Genomic DNA, 21082 nt, shown 5'->3' with positions numbered 1-21082 from the left:
TCGGGATCTGATCAGGTCTGGCCGGGTCTGGCGGGAGTCCGGGCTGGATCACCCTCCGGTGGCCCCCTCCGGTCCCCCTCCGCAGCGGTCAGCGCCGCGCGAACCCCGGCGCGTGCTCCGGTCGTACGCCCACCCCGCCCAGGTACCCCGTCACCGTCCGCAACGCGGGAACCCACCGCAGCGCCTTGAGGGGCATCGGAAGCCGGTCCCCGCGGAGGGTCCCGGCGAGGGCGGGCGTCAACAGCATGTCGTGCTCGGCCAGTTGCTGCTTCTGCGTGAGGACCGTCGGCAGCGTCCGGCGCTTCTGGACGCGGGCGAGATCGCGTACGCCGACCCGGCCCCGCCGCAGCGGTCCGGCCAGGATGCGGGCCGCGGCGACAGCGTCCTGCACCGCGAGATTGACGCCGACGCCACCGACCGGCGACATGGTGTGCGCGGCGTCACCGATGCAGAGCAGACCTTCCGTGTACCAGCGGGGCAGGCGGCCCATGGTGACCTCCAGGAGTTTCACGTCGTCCCAGGAGCGGATCGCCGCCGTCGTGGCGCGGTCCCAGCCGAGCAGCGCGCCGAGGCGGTCCCGGAACCAGTCGATCCCGTGGGACCGCAGCTCGGCGTCGGTGCCCTTCTTGATGAGGTAGGAGGTCTGGTAGTAGTCCCCGCGGTCCATGGTGGCGGCGATCTGGCCGTCGCGGACGGAGAGGAAGACGCGGCCGCTCTTGGACGCGTCGGGCGGCGCGGGCACGCCGACCTGCCAGACGTCGATCGGCACGTCGTACGCGACCGGGGTGAGCCCCGCGGCGGCGCGGACCAGGGAGTGGCGGCCGTCGCACGCCACGGTCAGGTCGGCGGCGAGCTCGCCGGATGTGCCGTCCTCGCTCAGGTACCGCACACCGGTGACCCTGCCCGAGGAGTCGGTGAGCAGACCGGTCGCCGTCGTCCGTATCCGCAGCGTGAACGACGGCTCGGTGGCGGCCTCGCCCGCCAGCAGATCGAGGAAGTCCCACTGCGGGACCATCGCGATGTACTTGTGCCTGCCGGGGATGTGCCGCAGATCCCCGGCGACGACCGTGGTGTCGTCGATGCGCATCCGCATGTCCCGCAGCTTGCGGGAGGGGAGGCGGGCGAAGCGCTCGCCGAGGCCGAGTTCATCGAGCAGGCGCAGGGTCGACGGATGCACGGTGTCGCCGCGGAAGTCGCGCAGGAAGTCGCCGTGTTTCTCCAGGACCGTCACCTGGACGCCGGCCCGCGCCAGCAGCAGACCGAGCATCAGGCCGGCCGGGCCGCCGCCCACCACGCAGCACGTCGTGCGTTCCATGTCGCTGTCCTCCCTCAGTTCTTTCTTTCGGACGCGACCACACTAACCGATGGGTCAGAAATCTGACCGAGTGGTTAGCCATGCGGCAGGGGCCGGTCGGGCGGAGGGTCGCGAAAGGAACTGACACAGCATCAGAAAACCCCTTCCCTCGTCCGGGCCGCTGCGGCATCCTGCGCCCATGCAGACGGAGTTGAGCAAGGAACTGGGCGTCGAGCACGCCATCTTCGGCTTCACGCCCTTCCCCGCGGTGGCCGCCGCCATCAGCAGGGCGGGCGGGTTCGGGGTGCTCGGCGCGGTCCGCTACACGGCACCGGACGAACTGGCCAAGGACCTCGACTGGATGCAGGAACACGTCGACGGCCGGCCCTACGGCCTCGATGTCGTCATGCCCGCCAAGAAGGTCGAAGGCGTCACGGAGGCCGACGTCGAGGCGATGATCCCCGAAGGGCACCGGCAGTTCGTCAAGGACACCCTCGCCGAGCACGGCGTGCCCGAACTCGCCGAGGGCGAGGCGTCCGGCTGGCGCATCACCGGCTGGATGGAGCAGGTCGCCCGCGATCAGCTCGACGTCGCCTTCGACTACCCGATCAAACTCCTCGCCAACGCGCTCGGTTCACCCCCGGCCGACGTGATCGAACGTGCCCACGCCCAGGGCGTCCTCGTCGCCGCCCTCGCCGGAAGCGCCCGCCACGCCCGCAAACACGCGGACGCCGGCATCGACGTCGTCGTCGCCCAAGGGTACGAGGCGGGCGGCCACACCGGCGAGATCGCCTCCATGGTGCTCACCCCCGAGGCCGTCGAGGCGGTCGCGCCGCTGCCGGTCCTCGCCGCCGGCGGCATCGGCAGCGGCGAGCAGATCGCGGCCGCGCTCGCACTCGGCGCGCAGGGCGTCTGGCTCGGCTCCCTGTGGCTCACCACCACCGAGGCCGACCTGCACTCGCCCGCCCTCACCCGGAAACTGCTGGCCGCGGGCTCCGGGGACACGGTTCGCTCCCGCGCCCTGACCGGCAAACCGGCACGGCAGCTGCGTACGCGATGGACCGACGCCTGGGACGACCCGCGGGGCCCGGGGCCGCTGCCGATGCCGCTCCAAGGGCTCCTGGTCGCCGAGGCCGTGTCCCGTATCCAGAAGTACGAGGTGCGGGAACTGCTCGGCACCCCGGTCGGACAGATCGTCGGCCGGATGAACAGCGAACGCGGTGTCCAGGCCGTCTTCGACGATCTGACGCGCGGCTTCGAGCGGGCCGTCGACCGAGTCAACCGCATCGCGGGAAGGAGCAGTCAGTCGTGAGCACATCCGCCGGCACACCTCCCAACGGCTTCTGGGCGCAGGCCACCGCCGACCCCGGCCGCACCGTCCTCGTCGCCCCCGACGGCGCCGAGTGGACGGCGGGCCGACTGCACGGCGCCGTCAACCAGTTGGTGCACGGGCTGCGGGCGGCGGGCCTGGAGCGCGGGGACGCGTTCGCCGTCGTCCTGCCCAACGGCGTGGAGTTCCTCACCGCCTACCTGGCCGCCGCCCAGGCCGGGCTCTACCTCGTCCCCGTCAACCACCACCTGGTCGGCCCCGAGATCGCCTGGATCGTCGCCGACTCCGGGGCCAAGGTGCTCATCGCGCACGAGAGGTTCGCCGACGCGGCCGTCGCCGCGGCCGACGAGGCGGGCCTGCCCACGACCCACCGCTACGCCGTCGGACACGTGCCCGGTTTCCGCCCGTACTCCCAACTTCTCGACGGGCAACCGGAGTCCGCACCCGCCGACCGCTCCCTCGGCTGGGTCATGAACTACACCTCGGGCACCACGGGCCGCCCGCGCGGCATCCGCCGCCCCCTGTCCGGCAAGCTCCCCGAGGAGTCCTACCTCGGCGGCTTCCTCGGCATCTTCGGGATCAAGCCCTTCGACGGCAACGTCCACCTGGTCTGCTCACCGCTCTACCACACCGCCGTCCTCCAATTCGCGGGCGCCGCCCTGCACATCGGCCACCCGCTGGTCGTGATGGACAAGTGGACGCCCGAGGAGATGCTCCGCCTCATCGACGCGCACAAGTGCACGCACACCCACATGGTGCCGACCCAGTTCCACCGCCTGCTCGCCCTGCCCGCCGCGACGAAAGCCGCGTACGACGTGTCGTCCATGCGGCACGCCATCCACGGCGCCGCACCCTGCCCCGACCACGTGAAACGGGCGATGATCGAGTGGTGGGGCGAGTGCGTGGAGGAGTACTACGCGGCCAGTGAGGGCGGCGGCTCCTTCGCCACCGCGCAGGACTGGCTGAAGAAGCCCGGCACGGTCGGAAAGGCCTGGCCCATCAGCGAGCTGGCCGTCTTCGACGACGACGGGAACAGGCTGCCGCCCGGCGAGCTGGGCACCGTCTACATGAAGATGTCCACCGGCGGCTTCTCGTACCACAAGGACGAGACGAAGACGAAGAAGAACCGCGTCGGCGACTTCTTCACCGTCGGCGACCTCGGCCTCCTCGACGAGGACGGCTACCTCTTCCTGCGCGACCGCAAGATCGACATGATCATCTCGGGCGGGGTGAACATCTACCCCGCGGAGATCGAATCCGCGCTGCTCACCCACCCGGCGGTCGCCGACGCCGCGGCCTTCGGGATCCCGCACGACGACTGGGGCGAGGAGGTCAAGGCGGTCGTCGAGGTCGCCGAGGGCAGGGCCGCCGACGACGCGCTCGCCGCCGAGATCCTCGCCCACTGCGAGCGCAGGCTCGCCGGCTACAAGCGGCCCAAGAGCGTCGACTTCATCGAGACGATGCCCCGCGACCCCAACGGCAAGCTCTACAAGCGGCGGCTGCGCGACCCCTACTGGGAGGGGCGCGAGCGCGCCGTGTGAGAGGGGAGCGGGCCGGGCGGCGCAGCACGCCCGGCCCACGGCCTCAGCGGCGCTCGCGCACCCGCACCACCTCCAGCGCGGGATCGCGGTAGATGTCCTTCTCACAGAAGCGTGACGTCACCCAGCGTTCCTTCGCGTACAGCCGCGTCTGATCGCTGTAGTGGGGCGAATCCGGGTTGGACGACTGGGAGTACGTCAGCAGCGTCCGGGCCTTCGGGCAGCGGTCCTCGCCCCAGCCGACGGCCTGGATGTGGCTCGAACCGTGCGCGACCTCGGTGTAGCCGCCGGCCTTCGTGTCCCAGGTGGGCTCGATCTTGTTCCAGACGCCGAGGGACTCCGTGCCGCCGTGGACCGGCAGGCGCTTGCCGCCGCGTACGACGTACTGGTTCTCGCCCAGCGGCGCGTCCAGGGCGATCCCGGCCGCCTCCAGCTCGGCCACCGCGTCGGCCAACGCGGTCGCGAAGCCCGGCGCCGACGTGTCCAGGGTATGCGGGGTGCGCACCGGGTCGGCCGCGGAGAACGGCACCTTCCACCGCCGCTCGTTCGCCACCACCTTCGTCAGCTTGCGCCAGAAGCGGTCGAAGAGGAGCGCGCCACGGCTGCCGGTGTCCATCCGGTGGTCCCAGCGTGCCAGCACCTCACAGGCCCTGCGTACGTCGACGGCCTCGCCGTCACTGCCGGTCGCGGTGGAGCCGGGCAGCGCCGCACAGGCCTTCGCCGTGTCGTCGGCCGCGAGATCCGCCGCGGGCACGCGGTTCGCGAACTGCTGGCGTTGCAGGTCGGCAACTGTCAGACGGCCCCTCTCCGCCATCGCCGCCACATCCTCGACGGCGCCGCGCGTACGCAGGGAACGCTGCGTGCCGATCGTCCCGAAGATCCGCTCGTAGCCGGTGAGCGGCCGGTCGGCGTTGGTCAGCCAGGCGCTGTCGTTGGAGTTCTCCACGTACGGGGCGTTCTTCAGCGTCGGCATCCTCGACGGCCCGAAGATGCCGGGCTGCACCGCGTCCTTGTCGGAGCCCAGCGCGCACGCGCCCCGCGAGCCGTCGAGCACGGCCACGCCCGACGCCGGGTAGGTGACCTTGCCGAGGGCGGTGCTGCAACGCTGCGCCAGCTCGTCGGTGACGCGGGGCAGCACCTGCGACTGGGTGAGCAGCGAGTGACCGTGCCGGTCCGCCGCCACGGTGTTGACCCAGGGCAGCCCCTGCGTGTCGCGCAGCGCCTTGAGGATGCCGGCCGTGGAACGGGCCTTGCCGAAGCCGAGGCCCGTGTCGCTGCCGCGCAGGTTGCTCGCGTTGGGGTCGTTGAGCGCGTACGCCGTCGTGGCGGACCAGGGCAGGGGGAGCTGCGGGCCGAGGTCGGTGACGACGGGGCCGTAGCGGGTCCACCACTGGGTGCGGGTGACCGGGGCGCCGCCCTTCACCGGCACGGTGACGGTCCGCTTCGTCATTCTGTGCGGCTTGCCGTCCACCAGGTAGGTGGTCGGGTCGGCCGGGTCCAGCGTGAGCTGGTGCAGGTTCAGCGGGACGCCCGTGGCGACGGTGTGGCTCCACGCGACGTGGCCGTTGAAACCGATGTTGACCGCGGTGGTGCCGAGCAACGAGCCGCCGGAGACGTTCAGTTCGCCGGGGATCGTCTGCTGCGACTGCCAGAAGCGGCGCCCGCCCTGCCAAGGGTAGTGCGGGTTGCCGAGCAGCAACCCCTTGCCGTTCGCGGTGGTCCTGCCGTGAAACGCCACGGCGTTGGACCCCATGTCGGCGTCCTGCGCGGAGAACAGCTCCCGGGCGGCCTCGGCCGTCTTCCGCGGATCGGCCGTGCGGTCTTGGCCCGTGGCGCCCGGCGGACGGGCCGCTGTGATGCCGTCGACGCCGCGCCCCTGTCCGCCGAGCACCTGCACGGCGAAGCCGTGCCGGGCCACGTCCAGGGCGGTGATCGGGCGGACCCAGTCGGCCTTCGCGCAAGCCGGGTCGGTGACGCGGTTCTGCTTCAGCCAGGCGTTGTAACCCGCCGCGAAGCCGCGCATCAGCTCCTTGGCCCGGCGGCTGGGACCCGCCGGGGCGGGCTGCCGCAACAGCTTCTCCACGGTCCCCGCCTCCCGTACGCCACGGAAGTACAGGTCACTGCCGAGGTTCGTGGACGCCGACGACAGGGCGGAGCCGGGCGAGGCGTCGGGCCCGAAGTGGCGCGAGCGTTCCCCGCGTACGGTCACATAGCCGTCGGCGAGCGTGCACACCTGGTCGGAGGCCTGCGCCCAGCCGGTGCCGAAGCCGAGGTTCGCGTAGTCCTTGGCGAGGATGTGCGGGATGCCGTACTGCGTGTAGCGGACGGTGGCGTGCAGGCCACCGCCGGAGGGGCCGGTGTCGCGCGGCGCGGCCGCCGCGCCGGCCGGCAGCAGGGCCGCGGCGGTCAGCAGGGTGACCGCCGCGGCGGCCAGTCGTCTCGTGCGGGTACGCATGGTGCCTCCCAACTGCGGTGAGGGAAAGGGCGGTTGAGCGTACCAAGCGGTATGTCATCTGCGCCTGCCCTTGACCGGTCCGTCCCGGGGGACCCACGATCACGCCATGACGGGTGTACGCGACAGCACGGTCGACGCAGTTCTCAGCCGCAGTGCCCGCCGCACACCGCGGCGCACGGCACTTCACTACGGCGAGCGGTCCTGGACGTACGAGGAGCTCGACGGCGCCGTCTCGCGTGCGGCCCGGGTGCTGCGCGACCAGGGCCTCGCCCCAGGCGATCGGGTCGGTGCCTACGCCCACAACTCCGACGCCTACCTGATCGGCTTCCTCGCCTGCGCCAGGGCGGGCCTGGTGCATGTGCCGGTCAACCAGAACCTGACCGGAGAGGACCTCGCGTACATCCTCCGCCAGTCGGGAAGCTCCCTCATCCTCGCCGACCCCGGCCTCGCCGGACGCCTCCCCGACGGGGTGGCGACCCTGCCCCTGCGCGACACGGACGACTCGCTCCTCACACGGCTCGCCACGTCAAAGGCGTACGAAGGTGAGGGCCCCGGCGGCGACGACCTGGCGCAGCTGCTCTACACCTCCGGGACGACCGCGCAGCCCAAGGGAGCGATGATGTCGCACCGCGCCCTCGTCCACGCGTACGCGAGCGCGATCACCGCCCTGGACCTCAAGGCGAGCGACAAGCCCCTGCACTCGCTGCCGCTCTACCACTCGGCGCAGATGCACGTCTTCCTCCTGCCGTACCTCGCGGTCGGCGCCGAGAACGCGATCCTCGACGCACCCGACGCCGAACGGATCTTCGACCTCGTCGAGGCGGGTCGCGCCGACAGCCTCTTCGCGCCGCCCACCGTCTGGATCGGCCTCTCGCACCACCCCGGGTTCGCCACCCGAGACCTGAGCGCGCTGCGCAAGGCGTACTACGGCGCGTCGATCATGCCGGTGCCGGTCCTGGAGGCGCTGCGGGCCCGGCTGCCGGGGCTCGGCTTCTACAACTGCTTCGGGCAGAGCGAGATCGGGCCGCTCGCCACTGTCCTCGGGCCCGACGAGCACGAGGGGCGCATGGACTCCTGCGGGCGGCCCGTCCTGTTCGTCGAGGCGCGCGTCGTCGACGAACACGGGCACGAGGTCCCGGACGGCACGCGCGGCGAAGTCGTCTACCGCTCACCGCAGTTGTGCGACGGCTACTGGGACAAGCCCGAGGAGACCGCGGAGGCGTTCCGCGACGGCTGGTTCCACTCCGGGGACCTCGCCGTGCGCGACACCGACGGCTATTTCACCGTCGTCGACCGCGTCAAGGACGTCATCAACTCCGGTGGCGTACTGGTCGCCTCGCGCCAGGTCGAGGACGTGCTCTACCGGCACGACGGCGTCGCGGAGGCCGCGGTGATCGGACTGCCGGACGACCGCTGGATCGAGGCGGTCACCGCCGTCGTCGTCCGTGAGGACGAACAGCTCACGGAGGCCCGGCTCATCGCCCACGCACGCGAGCATCTCGCCCCCTTCAAGGCCCCGAAAAGGGTCCTCTTCGTGGACGAGCTGCCACGCAACGCGAGCGGCAAGATCCTGAAGAGGGAGTTGCGGGACCGCTTCGGTACGACCTGAAGGTCCGCCTGTCTTTCACCCTGTACGCAGGTCCACGATCCGCTTGAACTTCCCCACCGAGCGCTCGATCGTCTCCGGGTCCACGATGTCCACGCCCACCGAGACACCGATGCCGTCCTTCACCGCCGACGCGATCTCCACGGCCGCCGCCTCGCGCCGCTCGGGCGGGGTGTCCGCGCGTGCCTCCGCCCGGACCGTGAGGGCGTCCATGCGGCCCTCGCGGGTCAGGCGCAGCTGGAAGTGCGGGGCGACACCCGCCGTGCGCAGGACGATCTCCTCGATCTGCGTCGGGAAGAGATTGACGCCCCGCAGGATCACCATGTCGTCGCTGCGGCCGGTCACCTTCTCCATACGCCGGAAGGTGCGCGCGGTGCCGGGCAGCAGACGCGTCAAGTCCCTTGTCCGGTAACGGATCACGGGCATCGCCTCCTTGGTGAGCGAGGTGAACACCAGCTCCCCGCGCTCACCGTCCGGCAGCACCTCGCCCGTGATCGGGTCCACGACCTCCGGATAGAAGTGGTCCTCCCAGATGTGCAGCCCGTCCTTGGTCTCCACACACTCCTGCGCGACACCTGGACCGATCACCTCCGAGAGCCCGTATATGTCGACCGCGTCGATCGCGAAGCGCTCCTCGATCTCGCGCCGCATCTCCTCCGTCCACGGTTCCGCGCCGAAGACGCCGACCCGCAGGGACGTCGTACGGGGATCGACGCCCTGCCGCTCGAACTCCTCCAGGAGCGTGAGCATGTACGAGGGGGTGACCATGATGATCTCGGGGCGGAAGTCCTGGATCAGCCGCACCTGCCGCGCCGTCATCCCGCCGGACGCCGGGATCACCGTGCAGCCGAGCCGCTCGGCGCCGTAGTGCGCGCCGAGGCCGCCGGTGAACAGGCCGTACCCGTACGCCACATGGACCTTGTCGCCCGGTCTGCCGCCCGCCGCGCGGATCGAACGCGCCACCATGTCCGCCCACATGGACAGGTCACGCTCGGTGTAACCGACGACCGTGGGGAGCCCCGTCGTGCCGCTGGAGGCGTGCAGCCGGCGTACCTCCGTCTGCTCCACCGCGAACATGCCGAACGGATAGTTGGACCGTAGATCGTCCTTGGCGGTGAAGGGGAAGCGCGCCAGGTCGGCGAGCGAACGGCAGTCGTCGGGGCGCAGGCCCGCCTTGTCGAACGCCGCCCGGTAGAACGGGACGTTCTCGTACGCGTGCAGCAGGGTGTCCTGGAGGCGTTCCAACTGGAGCGCCCCGAGCTCGCGGGGGCCGAGCCGTTCCCCGCGTCCAGCTGTAGCGGCATACGCGTCATAAGGAGTTCTCCCGTCCCGAACGGGCGACCGATCATTCGGTCGTCGATCTTCTGTCGAGGTCAGTAATCCAGGCCCGGCGACGGGCGTCAAGGGACCGCGGGTGTCCGGCGTGGAGATACCGTCGTCGACCGGGCTGGTCGCGGGCGTGCCTTTCCGGCGGTGCCGGGAGCACCGGCCTCCTGCTCGTGCTCGATGATCGCCAGTCGATCACGTCTGCGGCCACCGGATGGCCGGCTGGGCCAGGAGTTCCGTCAGGCGTTCCAGGTCGCCGCGCACCGACTCCCTTTGCTCTTCCGTGAGGGAGACCGAAGCGGCCTTGTCCCGCATGCGCTCCGCCGTGGTGTCGTCTCCCAGGCGGTACGCCGCTTCGGCGCGCAGAAGCAGGAGTTGGGCCTCCTGGAGAGGGGTCGGGCGTTCTTCCTCCAGGTCGAGCACCCGGTCGATGACCTGCGCGGCGCCGGCCGGGTCCTCGCGCGAGTGGGTGAAGACGGCGGCGTAGTGCAAGGCGCGTGCGAAGGTCTCCTTCGGGGCGGGCCGGTGGTGCTGGTTCTCGCTGATCTTCTCGGTGATCCGGACGCAGTTGCCGCCCGGGTCGCTCATCAGGAACTGCCGCACGCCGTACGACATGTCCTTGACGGGCCCGATCCGCGGCAGGCCCCGGCTCGGGACTTTGCCGTACGTGGCCTTGAGTCCGCTGCGGAACGCGGCGTGGAGGGTGTCCACGTCGTCCGTGACGACGAAGCAGCCGCTGTACGACTCGGCGGGGTCGTACCGCTTCATGCCGAAGAAGTGCAGTTCGATGTCGCCGTACGCGACCACCGCGTAGGGATGGGGGCTCTTCTGTTGGAAGGTCACCTCGAAGCCGAGGGCGGTGTAGAAGTCGCGGACCGGTTGCAGATTCTGACAGGGGAGCAGGGGGATCATCTTCTCGGCCATGCCGAGCAGTCACTCAAACTTGAATACTCGCCAGGAGGAACGTCTCGTGCAACTCACCTCGGCCGCGGGCCGTGTTCTGATCGTCGCCGTCACGGCCGTCACGGCCGCCGCCCTGTGCGCGGGGAGCCCCGCGGCGGTCGCCACCCCCGTACGGACGAGCGCCGATGTCACCGCCACATCCCACGGGCCGTACGCCCGCCTGCAGCCGCTCGCCGAACTGTCCGCGCGGCGCCTGGCCACGGCCGACCTCGTCGCCGCCGCCAAGTACGGTACGGGCGGCCCCATCGATGACCCGGCCCGTGAGAAGCAGGTCCTGGACGCGGTGGCCCGAGCGGCGCGGGAGGCCGACGCCGACCCACGGGACACGGTGCGGGTCTTCCGGGATCAGATCGAGGCCAACAAGGCCGTGCAACGGGAGCTGTTCAGACGCTGGGACGCCGACCCGGCCAAGGCCCCGCAGGAGCGGCCCGACCTCGCCGAGGTCCGCGAGGAGATCAACCGGGTCAACGGGGAGCTGGTGCGGGCCATCGCCGCCTCAGCGGGCGCGCGGACGGCGCCGTACTGCGGGGGAGCTCTGGCCGCCGCCACCGCGCACGTCCGGCACACCGACCACCTCGACGCCCTCCATTCGCTCGCCCTGGAGCGGGCGTTGCGATCCGTCTGCACCGAAGCCGCATGACCCGCGCGCATAGGCGAACCAAGGCACGAAGAGCTGCGTGAGCGGGCCCACCGCGAGCGCGTAGAGGACGGTCCCGACACCGACGGTGCCGCCCAGCAGCCAGCCCACCGCCAGCACCGCGACCTCGATGAGCGTACGAACCTGGCGCAGAGAGCGCCCCGTGGCGGCGGACAAGCCGGTCATCAGGCCGTCCCTGGGGCCGGGGCCGAGACGCGCGCCGACGTAGACGGCGACGGCCAGCCCGTTCAGGAGCACCCCGCCCACAAGCAGACCGATCCGGGCGGGCAGACCGAGACGATCGGGGAGGAGCGCGAGACCCAGGTCGGAGGAGACGGCCAGGACGAAGATGTTGGCGACGGTGCCGAACGTCGGCCGCTGCGCCAGCGGGATCCACGCCAGCAGGACGAGGACCCCCACGACGGCGCTGATCGTGCCGAAACTGAGCGGCGCGCGCTGCTCAAGCCCCTCGTACAGGACGCCCCAGGGATTGACGCCCAGCGCCGCCCGGACCAGGAGCGACAGGCTGAAGCCGTAGAGGGCGAGGCCGAGGAAGAGCTGCGGGAGGCGTCTCGTGGGACGCTCCCGCAGGGGGACGTACGTGATGTCCTGCGGCATGGTCGGTTGCCTCCGGGGCGGTGGTGAGGGCGTAGGGACGGGTCAGTGGCAGACCACTCGCGTGCATCAGGGCCACCGGCGCCACTCTGTGGTCTGATTGGCCCGGAAAACACGGCCAATCAGAGGAGAATGGTGTGGTCGACGCCCTGGGCGGCCGACAGCTCGCCGCCCTGCTGCCCGACCCGGCCGGCGCCCGCCCCGCCTACCGCCACCTCGCCCGGGCGATCAGCGGCCTCATCCTGGACGGCCGTATCGCCCTGCACGTCAGACTGCCCGCCGAGCGGGACCTGGCCGTCGCGCTCCGGACCAGCCGGACGACCGTCACGGCCGTCTACGACCTTCTGCGGGAGGGCGGTTACGCGCGCAGCCGCCAGGGCGCCGGTACCTGGACGGCCCTGCCCGAGGGCCGCACCCCGAACGGAGTGCGGCGCCTGCTCACCGCGGCCGAGGACACCGCGATCGACCTGGCGAGGGCCGCGCCCACGCTCCCGCCGGGGACGCTCGCCGACGCCCTCGCCCGCGCCACCCCGCAGCTCGCCGACCACGAGGGCACCCCCGGCTACCACCCGTACGGCCTGCCCGGCCTGCGCGCCGCCCTCGCCGAACGCTTCACCCGGCGGGGTCTGCCCACCGTGCCGGAACAGATCCTGGTGACCTCCGGCGCCCAGCACGCGCTCAGCCTCGTCCTGGCGCTGCTCTGCCGTCCCGGCGACCGCGTCCTGACCGAGAACCCCTCGTACCCGAACGCCCTGGAGGCCATGCGGCGCGCCCGGCTGCGTACGGCCACGGTTCCGGTGACCGACGACGGCTGGGACGTCGAGATCGTCGAGTCCGCCTTCCGGCAGATGCCCCAACTCGCCTACCTGGTGCCCGACTTCCACAACCCGACCGGCCACCTCATGCCCGAGGGGGACCGGCCCCGCGCCCTGCGGGCGGCCCAGCGCTCCGGTGCCTGGCTCGTCGTCGACGAGACGCTCGCCGAACTCGCCCTCGATGTCCCCGCGCCCGCGCCCTTCGCCTCCCACGCGGCTCCCGGCGGGGCGGGCCAGGTCATCACCGTCGGCTCGATGAGCAAGACGCACTGGGCGGGTCTGCGGGTCGGCTGGCTGCGCGCGCCCGCGCGGCTCGTCACCGAACTGGCGGGGCAGCGCGTCGCCACCGACATGGGCGGCTCCGTACTCGATCAGCTCCTCGCCCTCGACCTCCTCGACCGCGCCGCTGAATTGACGGCGGACCGACTGGAGAGGCTGCGCGGTCAGCGGGACGCCCTGGCCGCCGCCCTCGCCGAGAAGCTGCCGCGCTGGACCTGGAGACTCCCGCCCGGCGGACTGTCGTTCTGGGTCGACCTCGGGGAGCCGGTCGCCGCCGCGCTGGCGGAGCGGGCGCTCGGCCACGGGGTGCGCATCGAGGGCGGCGGACACTTCGCCACCGAACCGGGCCTCTTCGAACAGCGGCTCCGCATCCCGTACACCCTGCCCGGCGACACCCTGCGCGAGGCCGTGTGCCGCCTGGCGGCCGTGCTCGCCGCGGGCCTCCCGCAGACGGCCGCCGCCCGGCGATCGCATTGGGTGGCCTGAACGCCGCGCCTATCCTCCGGCCGCGACGGCCTTCGCCCACCGGTAGTCCGCCTTGCCGCTCGGCGAGCGCTGGATGTGGTCGGTGAAGACCACCGCGCGCGGGATCTTGTAACCGGCGAGCAGGGCGCGGCAGTGTGCCTGGACGCCCTCCAGGTCCAACGCGGGCGCGTCGGCGCGGAGTTGGACGACCGCCGCGACCCGGGCACCCCACCGCTCGTCGGGCACTCCGGCGACCAGCGCGTCGTACACGTCCGGATGGGACTTGAGGGCCTGCTCGACCTCCTCCGGATACACCTTCTCGCCACCGGTGTTGATGCACTGCGAGCCGCGGCCGAGGACGGTGACGATGCCGTCCTCGTCGACGGTCGCCATGTCACCGAGCAGCACCCAGCGCTCGTCGCCCTTCTGGAAGAAGGTCTCGGCGGTTTTCACCGGGTCGTTGTAGTAACCGAGGGGGACGTGCCCGCGCTGGGCGAGACGGCCCGGTTCGCCCACCGGGACCGGTTCGTGGGTGGCGGGGTCCACGACCTGGGTGCGTTCGTTGACCTCCAGGCGGAAGCCCTTGTCCGGGCCGGAGTCGTCGGTGGCCTTGCCGTTGGAGCCCGATTCGGAGGAGCCGAAGTTGTTGAGGAGCAGGACGTTCGGCACCAGTTCCTGGAACTGGGCACGCACCGTCTCCGACATGATCGCACCGGACGAGGAGACGCTGAACAGGGAGGACAGATCGGTCCCCGTGAGCGGTCCGCGCAGCGCGTCGATGAGCGGCCTGAGCATCGCGTCGCCCACCAGCGACACGCTCGACACCTTCTCCCGCTCGATGGTGCGGAGCACCTCCTCGGGCACGTACTTGCGGTGCAGGGCCACGCGCTGGCCGTAGTTGAAGGCGATGAACGACGTGAGGGTGGACGTGCCGTGCATCAGCGGGGGCGCGGGGAAGAAGGTGAGGCCCGGGCCGCCCGCCGCGACGCGCTCGGCCAGCTCCTCGGGGCGCTTCACCGGCTCGCCCGCCGGTTCGCCGCCGAAGAGCCCCGCGAAGAACAGGTCCTCCTGGCGCCACATCACGCCCTTCGGCATGCCGGTCGTGCCGCCGGTGTAGATGATGAACAGGTCGTCGGCCGAGCGTGGCCCGAACCCGCGCTCCGGGAGCCGGCTGCCTCCGCCTCCCGGAACGCCACCGCGTCGAGCTCCGGGGCGTCGGCCGGCGGCGTCCCCACCCGTATCAGGTGCCGCAGCCGTTCCGTGCGGGGCAGCGCCGCCGCGACCCGCTCGGTGAACTCGGCGTCGAAGACGAGCGCCGCGAGATCCGCGTCGCGGTAGAGGTAGACCAACTCCTCTTTTACGTAACGGTAGTTGACGTTGACCGGGACGAGGCGGGCCTTGAGGCAGGCAAGGACCGTCTGGAGGTACTCGACGCCGTTGTACAGGTGCAGGCCCAGGTGCTCGCCGGGCTTCAGGCCGCCGCCTTCGGTCAGGTGGTGAGCGATGCGGTTCGCGGCCGCGTCCAGCTCGGCGTAGGTCAGTCGGCGCTCCGCGCCCGTGCCGGGGTGGTCGATGTAGACGAGTGCCTCGCGGTCGGGGACCACGTCGACGACCGACTCGAAAAGGTCGGCAAGGTTGTACTCCACCGCACTCCTCCTGACCCTGGCGTTCCCGGCGACGTCGCGTACGTGCGTACGTGCGTACGTACGTCTGGCTTGGCGGTCATCAGAGCAGAGGCGCCGGTAAGTGGGAAGGGCCGCCGCGGAGGAAAACTGACTGAGTGTCAGAAAACTATTGAACTGACTCACCGCCTGCTGCAACCTGTTCCAGGTCCGGGTCCGGAGCGACAGGCCGGCCGTTCGCCGGCCGTCGATGGAGGGAGCACGGCACATGGGCGGGACGGAACACCTCTGCGTGCGGCGCGCGGGCGCCACACTGATCCTCACGCTGAACAGGCCCGAAGCGAAGAACGCGCTGTCGTTGGCGATGCTCGTGGGCCTCTACGACGGGTGGCGCGCCGCCGATGAGGACGACGAGGTCCGCTCGATCGTCCTCACCGGCGCGGGGGGCGCGTTCTGCGCGGGCATGGACCTCAAGGCTCTGGCGGGCGAAGGGATGGCGGGTGAGCAGTACCGGGACCGGCTGAAAGCCGACCCCGACCTGCACTGGAAGGCGATGCTGCGCCACCATCGCCCCCGCAAGCCCGTCATCGCCGCCGTCGAGGGGTACTGCGTGGCCGGCGGCACGGAGATCCTTCAGGGCACCGACATCCGGGTCGCGGGAGAGTCGGCGACGTTCGGCCTCTTCGAGGTCCGCCGGGGGCTGTTCCCCATCGGCGGGTCGACCGTGCGGCTGCCGCGGCAGATTCCTCGTACGCACGCCCTGGAAATGCTGCTCACCGGGCGGGCCTACACGGCCGCCGAGGCCGCGGCCGTCGGCCTCATCGGACATGTCGTGCCGGACGGCACCGCCCTGGAGAAGGCCCTTGCCCTCGCCGAGCAGATCAACGCGTGTGGGCCGCTGGCGGTCGAGGCGGTCAAGGCGTCGGTGTACGAGACCGCGGAGATGGCGGAGGCGGAGGGGTTGGCGGCCGAACTGAAGCGGGGGTGGCCGGTCTTTGGCACTGCCGATGCGGAGGAGGGAGCGAGGGCGTTCGCGGAGAAGCGGGTGCCGGTGTTTCGGCGGGCCTAGGGGTGGAGGTGGGTTGGTCGGGTCTTTTGGGTGCGGCTTGGTTGTGGCTGGTCGCGCAGTTCCCCGCGCCCCTATGGGAGGGGGTGGGTTGGTCGGGTCTTTTGGGTGCGGGCCCGTTGTGGCTGGTCGCGCCGTTCCTCGCGCCCCAAAAGGGGCGGCCGGCCCGTGTCCCTGGCCAGGGCGTCCCTGAATGGGGCGTCGTTGCGTCTTTCGGTTCTGGAGGAGAAGGAGTTCCGTCGATGGCATCCGTTCCCGCCCCGGAGGTGCTGCGTGCGCCTTTGGTCGTTGAGTTTCCGTTCACCCGTTCGCTCGGGCCCGTGCAGAGCGCCTTTCTCACCGGGCTGCGGGAGCGCACCGTCCTCGGTGTGGAGACCGGCGACGGTCGCACCCTCGTTCCGCCCGTCGAGTACGACCCCGTGACCGCCGAGGAGATACGCGACCTCGTCGAGGTCGCCGCCACAGGGACCGTCACCACCTGGGCCTGGAACCACGAGCCGCGCCGCGGCCAGCCCCTCGGCACCCCCTTCGCCTGGGTCCTGGTCAAGCTGGACGGCGCCGACACCGCGCTGCTCCACGCCCTCGACGCCCCCGGCCCGGACGCCGTGCGCACCGGAATGCGCGTCCGGATCCGCTGGGCCGCCGAGCGCGTCGGCGCCATCACGGACATCGCCTGCTTCGAGCCGTACGACGGGGTGCGCGACGACCGCCGGCCAAGTGCTCACACGGGGGAATTCGACGAGCCCGTCACCGGCATCGTCGCTGCCGCGCGGCTCGACTACACGTACTCGCCCGGCCGCGCCCAGTCCGCCTACATCCACGCCCTCTGCGAGCGCAAGACCGTCGGCGAACGCTGCCCGTCCTGCCGCAAGGTGTATGTCCCGCCCCGGGGCGCCTGCCCCACCTGCGGCCTCGCCACTCAGGAGCGGGTGGAGGTCGGGCCGCGCGGCACCGTCACGACGTACTGCATCGTCAACATCAAGGCGAAGAACGCAATGAACGACGCCATCGAAGTCCCTTACGTCTACGCGCACATCGCCCTCGACGGCGCCGACCTCGCGCTGCACGCACGCATCGCCGGGATTCCCTACGACGAGGTGCGGATGGGCCTGCGCGTGGAGCCCGTGTGGACCGACGGCGGCCGCTACCCCGACCACTACCGGCCCACGGGCGAGCCCGACGCCGACTACGACACGTACAAGGAGCTGGTCTAGATGGCGCCCCGCAAGCCGTCCGCGCAACCGCCCGTGCGGCCGTCCGCGCAACCGTCCGTACAGCCGCCCGTGATGCGGCCCGTCCGTGACGTCGCCGTCGTCGCCTTCGCGCAGACCGACCACCTGCGCTCCACCGACGAGCTCTCCGAGGTGGAGATGCTCATGCCGGTCCTGCACGAGGTCCTTGCCGCCACCGGCCTGAGGACCAGCGACATCGGCTTCACCTGCTCCGGTTCATCGGACTACCTCGCGGGCCGCGCCTTCTCCTTCACCATGGCGCTCGACGGCGTCGGCGCCTGGCCCCCGATCTCCGAGTCGCACGTCGAGATGGACGGCGCCTGGGCGCTCTACGAGGCGTGGACGAAGCTCCAGAGCGGCGAGGCGGACACCGCGCTCGTCTACTCCTACGGCAAGACCTCACCCGGTTCCGTGCGTGACGTGCTGACCCGCCAGCTCGACCCGTACTACGTGGCCCCCCTGTGGCCCGACTCCGTGGCGCTCGCCGCGCTCCAGGCGCAGGCGCTCATCGACGCGGGTGAGACCGACGAGCCCGCGCTGGCCGGGGTCGCCCACCGCAGCCGCACCGACGCAGCCGCCAACTCTCATGCGCAGGTGCGCGGTTCGGTCGCGCAGGGTGAGTACGTCGTACGTCCGCTGCGTACCGGCGACTGCCCGCCGGTCGGCGACGGGGCCGCCGCCGTGATCCTCGCGGCCGGGGAGCGCGCGCGGGACCTGTGCGAGCGGCCCGCGTGGATCCGCGGCATCGACCACCGCATCGAAGCGCACGGCCTGGGCGTGCGCGACCTCACCGACTCGCCGTCCACACGCCTGGCCGCCGCACGCGCGGGCGTCTACGAACGGCCCGTGGACACCGCGGAGTTGCACGCCCCCTTCACCTCCCAGGAGGTCGTCCTGCGCAAGGCACTCGACCTGGGCGACGACGTCACGGTCAACCCCTCCGGGGGCGCGCTCGCCGCCAACCCCATGATGGCCGCCGGGCTCATCCGGATCGGTGAGGCCGCCGCCCGTATCCACCGGGGCGCCTCCGACCGTGCCGTCGCGCACGCCACCTCGGGCCCCTGCCTCCAGCAGAACCTGGTCGCCGTCCTGGAAGGAGACCCCCGATGAGCAACGCGCGGAGCGACACGGTGGGCAAAGAACCCGTGGCCGTCGTCGGGATCGGGCAGACCAAGCACGTGGCCGCCCGGCGTGACGTGTCGATCGCGGGCCTGGTGCGCGAAGCGGCACAACGCGCTCTCGACGACGCGGAGTTGACCTGGGCCGACATCGACGCCGTCGTCATCGGCAAGGCCCCCGACTTCTTCGAGGGCGTCATGATGCCGGAGCTTTACCTCGCCGACGCCCTCGGCGCCGTCGGCAAACCCATGCTCCGCGTCCACACGGCGGGCTCCGTCGGCGGCTCCACGGCACTCGTCGCCGCGAACCTCGTCGCGGGCCGCGTCCACGGCACGGTCCTGACCCTCGCCTTCGAAAAACAGTCGGAATCCAACGCGATGTGGGGTCTCTCGCTGCCCATCCCGTTCCAGCAGCCGCTGCTCGCCGGGGCGGGCGGCTTCTTCGCCCCGCACGTGCGCGCGTACATGCGGCGCACCGGCGCACCCGACGCCGTCGGCTCCCTCGTCGCGTACAAGGACCGCCGCAACGCCCTGAAGAACCCCTACGCGCACCTCCACGAGCACGACATCACCCTGGAGAAGGTCCAGGCCTCACCGATGCTCTGGGACCCGATCCGCTACTCGGAGACCTGCCCGTCCTCCGACGGCGCCTGCGCCATGATCCTCACCGATCGCGCGGGCGCGGCCCGCTCGCCCCGGCCGGCCGCCTGGGTGCACGGCGGCGCGATGCGCAGCGAGCCGACGCTCTTCGCCGGCAAGGACTTCGTCTCCCCGCAGGCCGGCAAGGACTGCGCGGCCGACGTCTACCGGCAGGCGGGCATCGCCGAGCCGCGCCGCGAGATCGACGCCGTCGAGCTGTACGTGCCGTTCTCCTGGTACGAGCCGATGTGGCTGGAGAACCTCGGCTTCGCGGCGGAGGGTGAGGGCTGGAAGCTGACCGAGTCCGGCGTGACGGAACTCGACGGCGACCTCCCGGTGAACATGTCCGGCGGCGTCCTGTCGACCAACCCCATCGGCGCCTCCGGCATGATCCGCTTCGCCGAGGCGGCACTCCAGGTGCGCGGCCAGGCGGGGGAGCACCAAGTCGAGGGGGCGCGCAAGGCGCTGGGGCACGCCTACGGAGGCGGCGCGCAGTTCTTCTCCATGTGGCTCGTCGGAGCCGAACCACCCACCACCTGACGGTACTTCCGCACACCGGGCGGACCGAGGTCCTTCCGCCGCGGCCTGTCCGGCGCCCGGGGCGAAAGCTAGGCTGGCGCCGGACGACGCATCGGGAGGAGCACGGACGTGGCCGACAGCACCATTCAGCAGCAGCATCCATTCGCGCAGCAGCACCAGCTCGCGCAACAGCATCCGCTCGCGGGCTGGAACAAGCCGGAGCTCGACCTCAGCACAGCCGACTGGCGATCGAGCAGCGAAGGGCGAGGGGACGTCGAGATCGCCTTCGTCGAAGGCTTCGTCGCCATGCGCAACGCCGCCGGCCCGAGAGCCCGTCCCTCATCTTCACACCGGCGGAGTGGGGAGCCTTCGTCCACGGCGCGCGTAAGGGCGAGTTCGACCTGACCTAGCGCCGCTCCGGGCGCGACAGGCCCTAGCGGAGTACGACGCAGCCCTGGTCCTCCAGGGTCCGGAGGAAATCCTCAGGGGCGTGGGTGTCGTTCCAGCGCAGGTCCAGCTTCTCCAGTGAGGGCAACTCGGCCAGCCAGCGAGGGAGTTGACGCACCCGGTTGCCGCGCAGGTCGACGCGGCGCAGCGACGGCAGGCCGCGCAGGGCCTCGGGCACGGCCGTGAAGGCGTTCTCCCGCAGCTCGATCTCGCGCAGGGCGGTCAGCGCCCCCACGCCTGCGGGAAGGTCGCTGAGCCGGTTCCCGCGCAGCCACAGCTCACGCAGGGCGGCGAGGGAGCCGATCGTGTCGGGCAGCCGGGTCAGCCGGTTGTGCTGGGCGCGCAGTTCGACGAGGCCGGACATCGCGCCGAGGGTGTCGGGGAGCGCCGTCAGGCGGTTCTCGCCGACGTTGAGGTAGCCGAGCCGGGTGAGGCGGCCGAGGGAGGCGGGCAGCTCGGCGAGTTCGTTGTCGTGGAGGTAGAGGAAGCGGCTCAGTGCCGCGAGGTCGCCGAGCTCGTCGGGGACCGCGCGCAGACGGTTGTGACCGAGGTCGAGGGTGTGCAGGGCCGCGAGTGTGCCGACGCGGGCGGGGACGTGCGTGAGCGCGTTGTCGGGCAGGAGCAGCACCTCCAGGCGCGGGTGGCGCCAGACCTCGTCCGGCACCTGGCTGAGACCGCCGTGCCAGTAGTTGAGGACGACGGCGCGGTCACCGGCGGCGGTGGTGGTGATGTTGTCCGTGGCAGTGGTGCCGCCGTGTGCGGCGCCGGTGCCGCCGTGTGCCCTGGCGCTGTCGTCCGCCGCGGTGTGGTCGCCGGGCGTCGCACAGGTGTCCCCTGTACGGCCACCTGCTCCTGCTCCCGTGCCCACACCTGTCGTACCGCCACTGCCGCTGCTCGTCGCCACGCCCTCGCCCGCCACTCCCGCCCCCTTCGCCGGTGCCCCGGCTCGTGATCCCCGGCCGCGACCCTACTCGGCTGACGGCGACCGGCGACCGGCGACCGGCGACCGGCGACCGGGCATCGGGCACCGGCCACGGGCCACCGGCCCCTGAATCCTCCGCCACCCCCGCCAACCGCCGCGCCCCCGCCTCCGACCACCGGCGCCCCCGCTCCGAC

The 21082-nt window shown here is 71.6% G+C and carries 14 protein-coding genes and 3 pseudogenes; 10 read left to right on the top strand and 7 right to left on the bottom strand.

The features are described 5' to 3' along the window. Positions 1 to 88 precede the first annotated feature (88 nt). A complete protein-coding gene (locus tag ACOBQB_RS01905; RefSeq protein ID WP_423588255.1) occupies positions 89 to 1315 on the bottom strand; it encodes an FAD-dependent oxidoreductase in 1227 nt (408 codons plus the stop codon). A gap of 178 nt (positions 1316 to 1493) precedes the next feature. Between ACOBQB_RS01905 and ACOBQB_RS01900 the strand changes: the two genes are divergently transcribed. Both ACOBQB_RS01900 and ACOBQB_RS01895 read left to right on the top strand, forming a co-directional pair. Then, positions 1494 to 2606, top strand: coding sequence for a nitronate monooxygenase (locus ACOBQB_RS01900; RefSeq protein WP_423588253.1), 1113 nt, complete (start codon positions 1494 to 1496; stop codon positions 2604 to 2606). Beyond that, complete coding sequence (locus ACOBQB_RS01895; RefSeq protein WP_423588252.1) at positions 2603 to 4165, top strand: acyl-CoA synthetase; 1563 nt, start codon at positions 2603 to 2605, stop codon at positions 4163 to 4165. Before ACOBQB_RS01900 ends, ACOBQB_RS01895 begins: the two co-directional genes overlap by 4 nt. Before the next feature lie 43 nt (positions 4166 to 4208). Here the strand turns inward: ACOBQB_RS01895 and ACOBQB_RS01890 are convergent, their stop codons facing one another. Further along, positions 4209 to 6617 (bottom strand): penicillin acylase family protein, encoded by a 2409-nt coding sequence (locus tag ACOBQB_RS01890; RefSeq protein ID WP_423588251.1) that lies wholly within the window; start codon positions 6615 to 6617, stop codon positions 4209 to 4211. 106 nt (positions 6618 to 6723) lie between these two features. On the opposite strand from ACOBQB_RS01890, the gene ACOBQB_RS01885 reads away from it, so the two are divergent. Continuing rightward, positions 6724 to 8226, top strand: coding sequence for an acyl-CoA synthetase (locus ACOBQB_RS01885; RefSeq protein ID WP_423588249.1), 1503 nt, complete (start codon positions 6724 to 6726; stop codon positions 8224 to 8226). A 15-nt stretch (positions 8227 to 8241) separates the two neighbouring features. Here ACOBQB_RS01885 and paaK read toward each other — a convergent pair whose 3' ends face one another. Next, positions 8242 to 9468: a phenylacetate--CoA ligase PaaK gene (gene paaK / locus ACOBQB_RS01880; RefSeq protein ID WP_423588247.1), complete on the bottom strand. Its 1227-nt coding sequence runs from the start codon at positions 9466 to 9468 to the stop codon at positions 8242 to 8244. 276 nt (positions 9469 to 9744) lie between these two features. Beyond that, a complete protein-coding gene (locus ACOBQB_RS01875; RefSeq protein ID WP_423588245.1) occupies positions 9745 to 10473 on the bottom strand; it encodes a bleomycin resistance protein in 729 nt (242 codons plus the stop codon). 46 nt (positions 10474 to 10519) lie between these two features. On the opposite strand from ACOBQB_RS01875, the gene ACOBQB_RS01870 reads away from it, so the two are divergent. Then, complete coding sequence (locus ACOBQB_RS01870; protein ID WP_423588243.1) at positions 10520 to 11152, top strand: chorismate mutase; 633 nt, start codon at positions 10520 to 10522, stop codon at positions 11150 to 11152. Here the strand turns inward: ACOBQB_RS01870 and ACOBQB_RS01865 are convergent. Then, a pseudogene (locus ACOBQB_RS01865) lies at positions 11144 to 11767 on the bottom strand (YczE/YyaS/YitT family protein); the annotation flags it as partial. The gene ACOBQB_RS01870 and the pseudogene ACOBQB_RS01865 sit on opposite strands and share 9 nt — an antisense overlap. Positions 11768 to 11901: 134 nt before the next feature. Here ACOBQB_RS01865 and ACOBQB_RS01860 point away from each other — a divergent pair. Beyond that, positions 11902 to 13344 (top strand): PLP-dependent aminotransferase family protein, encoded by a 1443-nt coding sequence (locus tag ACOBQB_RS01860; RefSeq protein ID WP_423588241.1) that lies wholly within the window; start codon positions 11902 to 11904, stop codon positions 13342 to 13344. A gap of 9 nt (positions 13345 to 13353) precedes the next feature. Here ACOBQB_RS01860 and ACOBQB_RS01855 read toward each other — a convergent pair. Next, a pseudogene (locus ACOBQB_RS01855) lies at positions 13354 to 14969 on the bottom strand (acyl-CoA synthetase). A 244-nt stretch (positions 14970 to 15213) separates the two neighbouring features. On the opposite strand from ACOBQB_RS01855, the gene ACOBQB_RS01850 reads away from it, so the two are divergent. The 5 genes and pseudogenes from ACOBQB_RS01850 (at position 15214) to ACOBQB_RS01830 (ending at position 19929) form a co-directional block, all read left to right on the top strand. Beyond that, entirely contained in the window at positions 15214 to 16014 is an 801-nt protein-coding gene (locus ACOBQB_RS01850) for a crotonase/enoyl-CoA hydratase family protein (RefSeq protein ID WP_423588239.1), read from the top strand. A 239-nt stretch (positions 16015 to 16253) separates the two neighbouring features. Beyond that, a complete protein-coding gene (locus tag ACOBQB_RS01845; RefSeq protein WP_423588237.1) occupies positions 16254 to 17225 on the top strand; it encodes a Zn-ribbon domain-containing OB-fold protein in 972 nt (323 codons plus the stop codon). Positions 17226 to 17297: 72 nt separating this feature from the next. After that, complete coding sequence (locus ACOBQB_RS01840) at positions 17298 to 18353, top strand: thiolase domain-containing protein (RefSeq protein WP_423590332.1); 1056 nt, start codon at positions 17298 to 17300, stop codon at positions 18351 to 18353. 20 nt (positions 18354 to 18373) lie between these two features. Further along, positions 18374 to 19540 carry a thiolase domain-containing protein gene (locus ACOBQB_RS01835; protein WP_423590330.1) on the top strand — a complete coding sequence of 389 codons (1167 nt, stop codon included), beginning with the start codon at positions 18374 to 18376 and terminating at the stop codon, positions 19538 to 19540. Positions 19541 to 19663: 123 nt separating this feature from the next. Continuing rightward, positions 19664 to 19929, top strand: a pseudogene (locus ACOBQB_RS01830) (DUF397 domain-containing protein). A 23-nt stretch (positions 19930 to 19952) separates the two neighbouring features. Here ACOBQB_RS01830 and ACOBQB_RS01825 read toward each other — a convergent pair. Then, entirely contained in the window at positions 19953 to 20696 is a 744-nt protein-coding gene (locus ACOBQB_RS01825) for a leucine-rich repeat domain-containing protein (RefSeq protein ID WP_423590328.1), read from the bottom strand. Positions 20697 to 21082 lie beyond the last annotated feature (386 nt).

The sequence above is a fragment of the Streptomyces sp. G5(2025) genome, assembly GCF_049542075.1.
GTDB lineage: Bacteria > Actinomycetota > Actinomycetes > Streptomycetales > Streptomycetaceae > Streptomyces.
The sequence above is the reverse complement of the archived record's forward strand: the minus strand, read 5'-3'. Positions and strand labels throughout refer to the sequence as shown.

Excerpts from the sequence above, each read along its gene's own strand:
- ACOBQB_RS01900 (WP_423588253.1), top strand. The coding sequence starts at position 1,494 with ATGCAGACGGAGTTGAGCAAGGAACTGGGCGTCGAGCACGCCATCTTC.
- ACOBQB_RS01840 (WP_423590332.1), top strand. The coding sequence starts at position 17,298 with ATGCGGCCCGTCCGTGACGTCGCCGTCGTCGCCTTCGCGCAGACCGAC.
- ACOBQB_RS01875 (WP_423588245.1), bottom strand. The coding sequence starts at position 10,473 with ATGGCCGAGAAGATGATCCCCCTGCTCCCCTGTCAGAATCTGCAACCG.
- ACOBQB_RS01885 (WP_423588249.1), top strand. The coding sequence starts at position 6,724 with ATGACGGGTGTACGCGACAGCACGGTCGACGCAGTTCTCAGCCGCAGT.
- ACOBQB_RS01905 (WP_423588255.1), bottom strand. The coding sequence starts at position 1,315 with ATGGAACGCACGACGTGCTGCGTGGTGGGCGGCGGCCCGGCCGGCCTG.
- ACOBQB_RS01850 (WP_423588239.1), top strand. The coding sequence starts at position 15,214 with ATGGGCGGGACGGAACACCTCTGCGTGCGGCGCGCGGGCGCCACACTG.
- ACOBQB_RS01890 (WP_423588251.1), bottom strand. The coding sequence starts at position 6,617 with ATGCGTACCCGCACGAGACGACTGGCCGCCGCGGCGGTCACCCTGCTG.
- ACOBQB_RS01845 (WP_423588237.1), top strand. The coding sequence starts at position 16,254 with ATGGCATCCGTTCCCGCCCCGGAGGTGCTGCGTGCGCCTTTGGTCGTT.